Origin of the sequence: Mycobacterium sp. 29Ha (assembly GCF_032883055.1) — a bacterium.
Classification (GTDB): domain Bacteria; phylum Actinomycetota; class Actinomycetes; order Mycobacteriales; family Mycobacteriaceae; genus Mycobacterium; species Mycobacterium gallinarum.
On the sequence record NZ_JAMQTI010000011.1, the window covers coordinates 210,325 to 221,277 of the forward strand.

12 protein-coding genes and 1 pseudogene are annotated in these 10,953 nt (G+C 64.5%); 6 read left to right on the top strand and 7 right to left on the bottom strand.

Going from position 1 to position 10,953, the window contains the following annotated elements:
* Positions 1–51: 51 nt before the first annotated feature.
* From M1248_RS16670 to M1248_RS16685, 4 genes are all read right to left on the bottom strand, one after another.
* Positions 52–645 carry a TetR family transcriptional regulator gene (locus tag M1248_RS16670; RefSeq protein WP_163733719.1) on the bottom strand — a complete coding sequence of 198 codons (594 nt, stop codon included), beginning with the start codon at positions 643–645 and terminating at the stop codon, positions 52–54.
* Between the two features lie 12 nt (positions 646–657).
* The gene (gene lysE, locus M1248_RS16675; RefSeq protein ID WP_163733723.1) at positions 658–1,257 is read right to left on the bottom strand and encodes an L-lysine exporter; all 600 of its coding nucleotides are present in this window, start codon (positions 1,255–1,257) and stop codon (positions 658–660) included.
* A gap of 118 nt (positions 1,258–1,375) precedes the next feature.
* Positions 1,376–2,482, bottom strand: a complete 1,107-nt coding sequence (locus M1248_RS16680) for an alpha/beta hydrolase (RefSeq protein ID WP_197905551.1) — start codon at positions 2,480–2,482, stop codon at positions 1,376–1,378.
* 61 nt (positions 2,483–2,543) lie between these two features.
* Positions 2,544–3,311, bottom strand: a complete 768-nt coding sequence (locus M1248_RS16685) for a glucose 1-dehydrogenase (protein ID WP_163733726.1) — start codon at positions 3,309–3,311, stop codon at positions 2,544–2,546.
* Positions 3,312–3,434: 123 nt separating this feature from the next.
* On the opposite strand from M1248_RS16685, the gene M1248_RS16690 reads away from it, so the two are divergent.
* Positions 3,435–4,316: a helix-turn-helix transcriptional regulator gene (locus tag M1248_RS16690; RefSeq protein WP_317149095.1), complete on the top strand. Its 882-nt coding sequence runs from the start codon at positions 3,435–3,437 to the stop codon at positions 4,314–4,316.
* Positions 4,313–4,813 carry a cyclophilin-like fold protein gene (locus tag M1248_RS16695; RefSeq protein ID WP_317149096.1) on the top strand — a complete coding sequence of 167 codons (501 nt, stop codon included), beginning with the start codon at positions 4,313–4,315 and terminating at the stop codon, positions 4,811–4,813. Before M1248_RS16690 ends, M1248_RS16695 begins: the two co-directional genes overlap by 4 nt.
* Positions 4,814–4,916: 103 nt before the next feature.
* On the opposite strand, the gene M1248_RS16700 is transcribed toward M1248_RS16695, so the two are convergent.
* Complete coding sequence (locus M1248_RS16700; protein WP_317149097.1) at positions 4,917–5,087, bottom strand: hypothetical protein; 171 nt, start codon at positions 5,085–5,087, stop codon at positions 4,917–4,919.
* A 274-nt stretch (positions 5,088–5,361) separates the two neighbouring features.
* Here M1248_RS16700 and M1248_RS16705 point away from each other — a divergent pair, with 274 nt between their 5' ends.
* Together M1248_RS16705 and M1248_RS16710 are read left to right on the top strand one after the other, a co-directional pair.
* On the top strand, positions 5,362–6,693 hold the full coding sequence (locus M1248_RS16705) for an MFS transporter (RefSeq protein WP_317149098.1): 1,332 nt from the start codon (positions 5,362–5,364) through the stop codon (positions 6,691–6,693).
* The gene (locus M1248_RS16710) at positions 6,693–7,565 is read left to right on the top strand and encodes a LysR family transcriptional regulator ArgP (protein WP_163733734.1); all 873 of its coding nucleotides are present in this window, start codon (positions 6,693–6,695) and stop codon (positions 7,563–7,565) included. The genes M1248_RS16705 and M1248_RS16710 overlap by 1 nt, the downstream gene beginning before the upstream one ends.
* On the opposite strand, the gene M1248_RS16715 is transcribed toward M1248_RS16710, so the two are convergent.
* A complete protein-coding gene (locus M1248_RS16715; protein WP_163733736.1) occupies positions 7,555–8,073 on the bottom strand; it encodes a sigma-70 family RNA polymerase sigma factor in 519 nt (172 codons plus the stop codon). The two genes, M1248_RS16710 and M1248_RS16715, sit on opposite strands and share 11 nt — an antisense overlap.
* A 212-nt stretch (positions 8,074–8,285) precedes the next feature.
* Between M1248_RS16715 and M1248_RS16720 the strand changes: the two genes are divergently transcribed.
* On the top strand, positions 8,286–9,107 hold the full coding sequence (locus M1248_RS16720; protein ID WP_163733739.1) for a helix-turn-helix transcriptional regulator: 822 nt from the start codon (positions 8,286–8,288) through the stop codon (positions 9,105–9,107).
* 216 nt (positions 9,108–9,323) lie between these two features.
* The gene (locus tag M1248_RS16725; protein ID WP_317149110.1) at positions 9,324–10,649 is read left to right on the top strand and encodes an NAD(P)/FAD-dependent oxidoreductase; all 1,326 of its coding nucleotides are present in this window, start codon (positions 9,324–9,326) and stop codon (positions 10,647–10,649) included.
* Here the strand turns inward: M1248_RS16725 and M1248_RS16730 are convergent.
* A pseudogene (locus M1248_RS16730) lies at positions 10,559–10,953 on the bottom strand (cytochrome b); the annotation flags it as partial. The gene M1248_RS16725 and the pseudogene M1248_RS16730 overlap by 91 nt on opposite strands.

The following is a 10,953-nucleotide window of genomic DNA, read 5'->3' on the forward strand; positions in this document are numbered from 1 at the left end:
TGGGCTACATACCCGCTTTCGTGAAGTCCCGTGTTCTACGTGGCCGGTCCATCATTTCGGACGGATCACCATCGCAGCTTCGAGTAAGTCCAGGGTCCGTTGCATCCGGTCGGTCAGCTCGGACAGATGGCCGTCCAGGGCGGCCATCAACCCGCCGGACAATGCCCCGACGAACACACGGACCTCGAGATCCTGTGGGTCGCGACCGGTGCGCTGTGCCTCTGACTCGGCGAGTCGCTCGACGGTGTGCCGGTACTCGTCCAGCTGGGCGGCTTTGAGTTCCGGCACCGAAAGGACCAGTCGCAGCCGGGCGCGTTCGAATCGCCACTCGGCCGCGGTCACCGCGGCCAGAGTGATCTCGAGTGAGCGCCGAAATGCCGCGAACCGTGGCATGTCTGACGGCAGCCCGGCAAGCGCGTCGATGGTCACCTGGTCCAGGTCGTTCGCAATCAGCACCGACTCTTTGGTGGGGAAGTAGCGGAAGAAGGTGCTCGGTGCGACATCCGCTGCGGCGGCGATCTGTTCGATCGTGGTGTTCGCGTAACCGTTGGCCTTGATGAGCCGCATGGCCTCGCGCCGGATGGTGTCTCGAGTCTGGATTTTCTTGCGGTCCCGCAAACCCAGCGCTGGCTCGGCTGCCGTCATACGCGGATTATTTCAGGACAAGATCAACGACACACCGAGTCCGGTCATAGTGACGGCAATCAGCCCGTCGAGGATCCGCCAGGTAAGTGGTGTGGCGAACAGTCCGGACAGGCGCCGCGCTCCGAGTCCGAGGCTGACGAACCAGACGACGCTCGCGGTGACCGCACCGACGCCGAACAGCCACCTCTGCTCGCTGTGCTCGTTGGCCAGGGTGCCCAGCAGAATCACCGTGTCGAGATAGACGTGCGGATTGAGCCACGTCAGCGCGAGGCAGGTGACCAGCACCTCGAGGAGTCGCGCCGGCCCCTTCTCCGAGGCCGTCAGTGTGGACGGCCGGCATGCGCGCCCGGCCGCGAGCATTCCATATCCGATCAGGAACGCGGAGCCACCGAACCGGGCGATGTCGAGCGCGCCGGGGTGTGCGGCGATGAGGGCGCCGACGCCGGCGATGCCCGCGGTGATGAGCAGGATGTCGGATACCGCGCACACCGCCACCACCGCGGCCACATGTTCACCGCGGATGCCCTGGCGCAGCACGAAGGCGTTCTGCGCGCCGATCGCGATGATCAGCGTCAGGGAGGCCAGGAAGCCGACGATCAGCGGGGAGTCCATGGATACGACGGTAGGCATCCTGGCCGAATCAGTACAGCTAATGATTCTTCATCTGCATTAGATATGTTAATGTCCGCCAACCGTTGCTGTCACAGTTGCACGGCCGCTCCCTTAAACGTCAGCCGAGCTTTTCGGCGAAGAACTCAGTAAGCGTGTCGAACGGGATCATTTCGATACGGTCGTAGAGGTCGACATGCCCCGCGCCGGGCACGATGACGAGGTCCTTCGGTCCTGCAGCGCGGGCAAAGGCGTCCTCGCTGAAGTACCGCGAGTGAGCCTTCTCTCCGGCGATGAACAGCAGGGGCCGCGGCGAGATGGACGCTATTTGGGTGAAGGGGTAGTAGCCGTTCATCGCCGGGTTACTTGTCAGCGTGAACGCCGTTGTCGAGCGTGGGTGTTCGCCGCGGGGAGTCCGGTAGTAATCGAAGAACTCGCGCTCGACCGCGGTCGATTGATCGGTCAACTCCACCGGCGTCCCAGGCACCATCTGGGGCTGCTCACCGTCGACTTCGGCCCAGCGTTGGTCGGCGACCTGCCTGAGCGTCTGCTGGCGCTGCTCCTCGGGAACGGTGTCGTTGAGACCTTGCCGCATCGCTCGTCCCATGTCATACATGCTGACGGTGGCCAACGCACGGATGCGTGGGTCGGCGGCTGCAGCGCTCAGCGAAAAGCTTCCGCTGCCGCACACGCCGATGACTCCGATGCGGTCTCTGTCGACCAAAGAGTTCGTCCCGAGGTAGTCCACGGCGCTGCTGAAATCTTCGGTGAAGGCCTCGGGCGACGCGATGTTGCGCGGTGACCCACCGCTCTCACCGCCGTAGGATGCGTCGAATGCCAGTGTGACAAAGCCCCTTTCGGCCATCTGCTGGGCGTACAGTCCCGACGACTGCTCTTTGACGCCTCCGTAGGGGTGACCCACGATGATCGCGGGGTGTCGCACGGCGCGGTCGATGTTCTTCGGGATGTAGAGATCCCCGACGAGATTGATGCCGAGTCGGTTGTCGAAGGTGACCTTCTCGACGTCGACGCGGTCACTCTGAGGGAATGTCTTGTCCCAGGTTCCCGCTTGGGATACGGCGCTGTCGCCCTGTGTCATCTCGCCGGACGACGGGGCGCAACTGGTCAGCGCGATCACGCCGAACGCTGTTAGTGCCGCGCCGAGGGCAGGCCGAAAACGGCGCCTGGCGGTGTGCGACGAGGTCGGCAGATCGGATGTCGTGCTCATTTTTGTTCTCCTGATGATGTGAGGTAGTTGGCGAATATTGTTGCGGGAAAGGAGGAAAGGGTCATCGGGCGGTGTAGCCGCCGTCGACCGGTAGCGCGACTCCGACGACGAAGGCGGCGCCGGGACTGCACAACCACAGCACCGCGGAGGCGATCTCTTCCGGCTCGCCGAGCCGGTTGATCGGTTGATTCGCAATGGCTTCGGCGCGGTCCAATTCGCCGTTGTCGATCATGTCGGTCACCATCGGCGTGGCGATGGTGCCGGGGCACACCGCATTGATGCGGACACCTCGCGGGGCGTATTCGAGGGCCGCGCTGCTGGTCAGGCCGATCACACCGTGCTTGGAGGCGTGGTATGCGGCGCGCCCCGGAATTCCGACGAGTCCGCCGAGTGACGAGCAGTTCACGATGGCTCCGCTGCCATGGCTGCGCATCTGCGCCAGTTCATGTTTCATACATGCCCACACCCCGCGCAGGTTGATGGCGTTGACTCGATCGAACGTCTCGGCCGGTTCGTCCGCGGCGTCGCTCGGCGGCACCTGAATGCCGGCGTTGTTGAACGCCATGTCGAGACGTCCGTACTTGCGCACCACTTGGCCGACCGTTGCGGCGACGTTGTCTTCGTCGGACACGTCGCAGCCGAGGCCTATCGTGTCGAATCCGTCGGCGACAAGGGCCTCGGAGGCCTCCTTGGCCGCCGCCTCGTTGATGTCGGCGAGCGCTACCGTTGCGCCCGATCGCGCGAATGCGCGGGCGGTGGCCAGGCCCATTCCTGACGCGGCGCCGGTGACGAACGCAGTCTGCCCGGTGAAGTCGTATGTCGGGTTCATCTTGTTTTCCTTCGTTCGACTGACATCCAGGAAACGCCGTTTAGACGGCGTGAGGGAGTCACTGAGCAGAGGTGTACTCAGAGTGCATCCCTCATCGAGGGCTGCCGACGTACCGTCGATGGCATGGACAACCGAGCCGAGGTCCGCGAGTTCTTGACCTCGCGGAGAGCGAAGATCACTCCGGAGCAGGCCGGCATCCCCGTCGCCGGGCAGCGGCGCGTGCCTGGTTTGCGCCGCGGGGAGGTCGCGTCGCTGGCCGGTGTGAGCATCGAGTACTACTCGAAGCTGGAACGCGGTGCGCTCGGCGGTGTGTCGGCGTCGGTACTGGACGCGCTGGCCCGGGCTCTGCAGCTCGATGACGCCGAACGCGCGCACCTCTTTCACCTCGCACACGCCGCGGACGGAACGAGTGCCGGGATGCGCCCGCGCCGCCGTCCCGGCACACGTTGGACCCCGAGACCCGCGCTGCAATGGGTGCTTGACGGGATCGCGCCGCCGGCCATCATCCGCAACGGACGGATGGACCTGCTGGCCACGAACTTTCTGGGCCGGGCGATGCATTCTTCGCTGTACGAGCGTGAACCGGGCGACGTTCCAAACTTCGCGAGGTACACGTTCTTTGATGATGACGCGCAGCGTTTCTACGTAGATTGGGAGACGGCCGCAGATACCTGCGTGGCGATCCTGCACACCGAGGCTGGTCGGGACCCTCATGACAAGGCCCTACATGACCTCGTCGGTGAATTATCGACCCGCAGTGCGGAATTCCGCTGTCGATGGAGTTCGCACAACGTGCGTCTGCACGGCGCGGGGGTCAAGCATTTCCACCACACCGTCGTCGGGGACTTGGAGTTGGCGTACGAAGGCGTGGATATGATCGCCGACCCGGGCCTGACCCTAACCATCTACGTGGCCGAACCCGCCTCACCGACCGCGCACGCCCTCGACCTGCTTGCCTCTTGGGCGAGCACCACCTCTGACTCCGACGTTGGTGCTCCATCATGAAAGGAACTGGCTGGGTGCTCCTTTCGCTATCGCTTCTCGCTATCGGGTGCTCGAACTCCGAAACCGATAACACCCCAATATCGGCGACAGGTGTTGCCTCGCAACAAGAGGACTCACAGGCCCCGGTCATCGGCGAGATCCCGGTCGCCGGCATTCGGCTAGAGGTCGGCGGTCAACGGATCGCAGCGCAGCTCGCCGACAACCCCACTGCGATCGAACTGGCCGCGCAGCTACCGATGACCCTGTCGTTCAGGGATCTCAACGCAGTGGAGAAGATCGCCAGACTTCCGCGACCGCTCACGATGGATGGGGTGCCCGCCGGTGACGATCCCCAGATTGGTGACATCGGCTACTACGCACCTTCGCAGGATTTGGTTCTGTACTACGGCGACGTCGGCTACTGGAACGGCATCGTCCGCATCGGTCGGTTCGACGCCGCCCAATTGTCTTTCCTGGAGGAGCTCGACGGTTTCGATGCCGTCATCGAAGCTGCGTGAGCCGCCCAGCAGAGCGCCGTCCTGGCCGCCGTCGTGCCCCCGAAATGTGGAAGGCGGAATCGTCTGCCGCCGAGGGCGCCGGCGTCGAGATTTCGCGGAATGATCAGCGCCCCGCAGCCGCCGGCCCGGCGGAGACCTTCACCGGCGAGGTGAGCGTCAGACCGCTCTTCGAGCCCAATGCCGCCCGCGACTTCAGCTCGGCCGAGGTGTCGTTCACACCCTGCGCGCGGACCGCGTGGCACAGCCACTCCGCCGGACAAACGCTGATTGTCACCGCGGGCTGAGGTTGGGTGCAGGAGTGGGGCGGCGCACGACAGAACATCGCCGCCGGCGACGTCATCTGGACCGACCCCGGAGTCAAGCACTGGCACGGAGCCAACAGCGATACTGCCATGACCCACATCGCTGTTCAGGGCGTGGTCGACGGCAGCCCCGCGGCCACGCAGGGCCCTGGGATCGGTGCGAGAACCCACAGAAGCCCCAGTTCAGCCCCGCGAGGCGTCGCTAATCTGCTTCCATTGCGTCGGACCTGCGCAGAAGGGGCAACGATGACCACCCACCTCCCCGATTCGGCCCTGGGTCAGCAGACGATGGTGAAGGTCACCCGTCGCCTGCTCCCGTTCCTGATTCTCCTCTACTTTGTCAACTACCTCGATCGCGTCAACATCAGCTTCGCCGGCCCCAACGGCATGAACGAAGACCTCGCGATGAGCGCCAAGATGTTCGGCTTCGCGTCGGGCATCTTTTTCATCGGCTACCTGCTGCTCGAAGTGCCGAGCAATATCGCGCTGCACAAGTTCGGCGGCCGCCGCTGGCTCGCACGCATCATGCTGACGTGGGGAATCATCAGCAGCGCAATCGCATTCGTGCCCAACGCGGAAACCCTGATCGTCCTGCGCTTCCTGCTCGGTGTGGCAGAAGCGGGCTTCTTCCCGGGAATCATCCTCTTTCTCACCTTCTGGTTCCCGGAAAGGCACCGCTCCAAGGCCATTTCGTTGTTCATGGTGGCAGTGCCGGTGTCAACCGCCGTCGGTTCCACACTGTCCTCGCTGATCATCGAGTGGGGGCACGGCGTTCTGTTCGGCCTCGACGGCTGGCGGTTCATGTTCCTCGTCGAGGGCATCCCCGCCGTCATTCTCGCGTTCGTCTGCTGGTTCTACCTGACCGACCGGCCTGCCGAGGCCGAGTGGCTCGAGCACGACGAAAAAGGTTGGCTGGAAAGCATTCTGGATGTCGAACGGTCAATGGCAGAAACCGGCCAGCACTGGCCGCTCAAGAAGGCGCTCAGTCACCCGAGAATCCTCCTGCTGGCGTTCATCTATTTCGGCATCACCTACGGCCTGTACGCGGTGGGCTTCTTCCTCCCCACCATCGTCGCCGGATTCCAGCAGCAGTACGGCACCCACCTGAGCATCATCGAGCGCGGCCTCGTGACGTCCGTGCCCTACGTCGTCGCTGCCATCGTGATGGTGCCATGGGCCCGCCACGCCGACCGGACCGGCGAGCGGGTGTGGCACGTCGCGATCCCTGCGATCGTCGGAGCGGTGTCCATCCCGGTCGCGCTCTACATGACCGATCCCTACCTGGCGATGGTCGCTGTCACCCTGTCGACATGCTCGGTCATGTGTGCCCTGCCCGTCTTCTGGGCGCTGCCGTCCGCGTTCCTCACCGGGGTCGCCGCGGCGGGCGGTATTGCGCTGATCAACTCGCTGGGGAACCTCAGTGGCTTCGGCGGCCCGTACATCACCGGGTGGCTGACCGATCTGACCGGCAACGCCAAGGCCGCGATGTGGGTGGTCGGGATCCTGTCGCTGGCCGCCGCCGTCGTGGTGGTGTACCTGGGCCACAAGCCCAGGCCCGAAACGGAGGCATCGGCCTAGTGCAGATAGACGGCCAGCAGCTGGCGGCGTTCGCGGCCGTCATCGAGCACGGCTCGTTCGATGCCGCAGCGGCCCAGCTCCACGTCACACCGTCGGCGATCAGCCAGCGCATCAAGGCGCTGGAACAGCGGGTGGGACAGGTGGTGGTGGTGCGGGAGAAGCCCTGTGTGCCAACGTCCGCCGGCGTTCCACTGTTGCGGTTGGCTGCGCAGACCGCGCTGCTGGAGGCCGAGACTCTCGCGGAGATGGCCGGGGGTGACGGGTCCTCTCCACGTATTGCGTTGGCTGTCAACGCCGATTCTATGGCGACGTGGTTCACCGGTGTGCTCGACACGCTCGAGGGGGTGCTGTTCGACATCCGCATCGAGGACCAGGATCATTCGGCGCGACTGCTGCGCGAGGGTGTGGTGATGGGGGCGGTGACGACCGAGCGCACGCCGGTAACGGGTTGCCGAGTATTGCCGCTAGGCGTGATGAGGTACGTAGCCGTCGCAGCCCCGCGGTACATCGAAAGGTATCTGCCCCAGGGTTTCACGGCTCGCGCCGTGGCGGCAGCACCGTCGCTGGCGTGGAATCGAGACGATGCCCTGCAGGACATGTTGGTGCGCAGGGTGTTCCGTCGCGACATCACTCGTCCGCAGCATTTTGTGCCGACGGCTGAAGGGTTCGGGAGCGCCGTGCGGGCGGGCCTCGGGTGGGGGATGTTCCCGCAGAATCTGGCCGCACCCGCCCTGTCGGACGGATCTTTCGTTCGCGTGGTCGACGCTCACCTCGACGTCCCGCTGTTCTGGCAGTGCTGGAAGCTCGACAGCCGGTTGGTCGGGGCCATCACCGCGGCGGTTCAGTCCGCCGCCGTGAAGATCATGGTGTGACGCCCATTTCGCGCATTGTCTGCCGTAGGGCGCGCAGCGCGTAGTGCAGTCGCGACTTCACGGTGCCCTCGGCGATCCCGAGGTCGGCGGCGATGTCCGCCGTTGTCCAACCCATGACGTACGAGCGGTGAACCACCGCACGGTGTTCCGGCGTCAGTCGCGCCAACGCGGTGTTGATCAACAGTCGATCCAGAGCGGCATCCACGTCGTCCGGGCAGGCCCGCTCGGGAGTGCCCGAATCGTCCAGCGCGCTCACCTCTCGGCGGGAGCGTAGGGAGCGACTCTCATCGATGATCATGTTCCTGGCGACAGTGAACAGCCATGAACGTGCCGACCGCTCGCTGTCGTTCGTCACCTCCGGGTGCTGCCAGGCGCGCAGTAGCGTCTCCTGCACCACGTCTTGGGCGCGGGATCGATCGCCGGTCAATCGCCAGGCGTAATGCCACAGGGCGGCGGCATGCTCGGTGTAGAGCGCCTGCATCCCATCTGCCGCTGCGGCTGTCGTCATACTTCGACGATGGCATCGCCCGAGGCGCAGTGGCAGGTAGTGGCTCCGCTAGTAGTGGAACTACCAGCGCCGAGCTGGGCCGATTGCGGGCCGATTCCAGCTAGCGGGTAGGTAAGACGGACGGCAGCGGGGACGCCAAGTTCCAGACGACAAGCCATTGTGAACACAGGGACATCGACATCGTGTTCCGCCACCCTCGGTTAGGCGCACCCGTGAAGCACAACGCGGCCATGCTCGGCCAATTCCTCAGAGCCCGCCGGAGGAACCTGGTGCGCGCAGAACTGGGCATGCCTCGCACTGGACGGACGACGTCTGGGCTGCGTCGTGAAGAGGTGGCCTTTCTGGCCGGCGTGAGTGTCACCTGGTACACGTGGCTGGAACAGGGACGCGACGTCACCCCGTCACGCCAGGTTCTCGACTCGCTCGCGCGGACGATGCGGATGTCGCACACCGAACACGTGTACCTGTTGGCCCTGGCCGGGTACAGCCCGCCGCATTCCACAGCGGAACCGACTCCTGTCACCGTCCCAGCTGACGTACAGCGTCTGCTGGAAGCCTGCGCCGACTTTCCGGCGATGGCGGTTGCCACCGACTGGACGGTATTGGCCTGGAACGCCGCATACGAATCCGTGTATCCGAACATCGCACGAGTCGCCGTCGCCGATCGCAACTTCCTATGGCTGCTCTACACCGATTCGTACCTGCGCGCGCTGATACCGGACTGGGAACGGACCGGCATGTACAACGTCGCGTCATTTCGGGCCGAAGCCGGTACGCGGTTGGACGAGCCGCCGTTCGCGGACCTAGTCGCACGGCTCCTGCAGACCAGCGACGCGTTCCGAACGGCCTGGGAGAGCTTCGACATCGACACGATGCCGTCGCGCGAGCGTCGTTTCCACCACCCCGACGTGGGTGATCTCTATATGGAGCAACACATCCTGGCGCCCTCGGACCATCCGAACCTGCGCGTCGTGACCTTCATCCCGGTAGCCGTGACCGATACGGCCGACAAGTTGCGGGTCTTGGTGGGTTGAGTCCAGCCTCGGCGGCGAATCGATGAAATAGCTTTATTCAGAGTGCCTTTCGGCCCTTCGCCGTGCGTCACCTGTAGCTATGTGTGAGGTCGACCACTTCGATGAACAGAAGCCATCCACGAGTCGTATCACGTTCAGCCGGCGACTACACCGGATCTCGGACTGCGACATCGAGGGGACCCCATGGTTCTGCTATCAGTCGAAAACCGCAAGGAAATGAACGCACTTCGCGTTCTCGTCGTCGGAGCCGGCGTCGGTGGCGTTTCCATCGCTCGGGGTCTACTGCGCGACGGACACGATGTCACGGTCTTCGAGCAACGTCCGGATACGCGGCCCGGTGGCGGTGCGGTGACCATCTGGCCCAGTGGCTCAATGGTTTTGGAACAGCTTGGCGTCGACATGGACGGGGCGGGTCAATTGCTTTCCACCGTGCGGATCGCGACGTCGACTGGTCGCCCCCTGATCAACATCGCGGTGGATACGATTCGCGACAGGATGGGCGGCCCCGTTCGAATGGTCCCTCGCCGCGTCCTGCTCGACCGCCTGCTCGATGGCTTTCCGGCCGGCCGCATCCGATGCAACTCCCGCGTGGCCGCGGCATTCAATACGCCGGGCGGGGTGCGCGTCCAGTTCGACGACGGCAGCTGCGCGGATGGGGATCTGTTGATCGGCGCGGACGGTCTGCACTCGATGGTCCGCCGTATCGTCGGCGGGGCGCCCGCGAAATCGACCGGCTGGTGCAGCTGGCAGGGACTGAGCACCGTTGATCACATCGCCGAAAAGGATGTCGCAGTGCAGATTATCGGCGAACACGGAAACCTTGGTCTGTGGCCAGCCGGTGGCTCTGATCTGCAGTGGTGGTTCGACTTGCGGTGGTCGCCCGACTTCGTCAGGCCGGACCGTCCGATCGACGCGATCCGGTCCAGCTTCGCCGGGTGGTCCGAGTTGGTCGATCAGGTCTTGGCGACGTTGACCGACGACGATCTGGCGGCCTCCCCGTTTCCACATTTTCGGCATCCGATTCCCCGCTTGCGGCGGTCGGGTGCCATGACGTTGCTCGGCGATGCCGCTCACGCGATGCCGCCCGCCCTGGCGCAGGGGGCGAATCAAGCACTGCTGGACACGATGGTTTTACGCAAGGCGCTTGCGGATCTCCGGGGCAATGATGAGCTTGCAAGCGCTCTGCGGTGGTATGAGAAAACCAGGCGACGCAGGCTCACCGTCTTGTCCTGGGTGACGTCGCGGCAGATATCGCAGAGTCAGTCGGTGTTGAAGTGGGTCGCCCTGATCTCGGACTCGTTTGGCACGTGGGTGATGACGGCGTTTCTGCGATGGTTGAGCCAGCGGCGGATATCCGTCAGTGCTGTTCTTTGTGCTTCTTCTTGCCGTTTCGCTGCGCTGGCGGACCTTCTAGTCGAACTTGGCATTGCGGCGCTGCAACGCGAGCACGGTCAGTGGTGTCCATTGGTCTTGCCGTTCGACGACCCGTTGTGGTCCTGGTGTTCACGCAACGCGGTGAGGGCACGCTGTCCCGACGCATGATGCGCCGCGGTCAGCGCCTCCTGCTCAGACGGCGGGTCGGCGAACAAGAAGCTTCCGCTGCCCGGTGCTCCCGCGGCGCCGAGCTTGTTCATCCGCTTCGGAATCGCAGCGCCCTGGTAGGTCAACGGAATTGGGTGACCGTCGGAGTCGACGGGCCCGAGCGGCTGATGCAATTCGACGTAGGCTCCGTGCGGCAACCGCTTGATGATTCCGGTCTCGATGCCGTGCTCGAGCACCGCGCGGTCGCTACGCTGCAGGCCGATGCACCACCGGTAGGTGACGTAGTACACGATTGCGGGCAGCA

Coding starts and splice junctions, on each gene's coding strand:
- M1248_RS16670 (WP_163733719.1), bottom strand. CDS start 645: ATGACGGCAGCCGAGCCAGCGCTGGGTTTGCGGGACCGCAAGAAAATC.
- lysE (WP_163733723.1), bottom strand. CDS start 1,257: ATGGACTCCCCGCTGATCGTCGGCTTCCTGGCCTCCCTGACGCTGATC.
- M1248_RS16680 (WP_197905551.1), bottom strand. CDS start 2,482: ATGAGCACGACATCCGATCTGCCGACCTCGTCGCACACCGCCAGGCGC.
- M1248_RS16685 (WP_163733726.1), bottom strand. CDS start 3,311: ATGAACCCGACATACGACTTCACCGGGCAGACTGCGTTCGTCACCGGC.
- M1248_RS16690 (WP_317149095.1), top strand. CDS start 3,435: ATGGACAACCGAGCCGAGGTCCGCGAGTTCTTGACCTCGCGGAGAGCG.
- M1248_RS16695 (WP_317149096.1), top strand. CDS start 4,313: ATGAAAGGAACTGGCTGGGTGCTCCTTTCGCTATCGCTTCTCGCTATC.
- M1248_RS16705 (WP_317149098.1), top strand. CDS start 5,362: ATGACCACCCACCTCCCCGATTCGGCCCTGGGTCAGCAGACGATGGTG.
- M1248_RS16715 (WP_163733736.1), bottom strand. CDS start 8,073: ATGACGACAGCCGCAGCGGCAGATGGGATGCAGGCGCTCTACACCGAG.
- M1248_RS16725 (WP_317149110.1), top strand. CDS start 9,324: ATGAACGCACTTCGCGTTCTCGTCGTCGGAGCCGGCGTCGGTGGCGTT.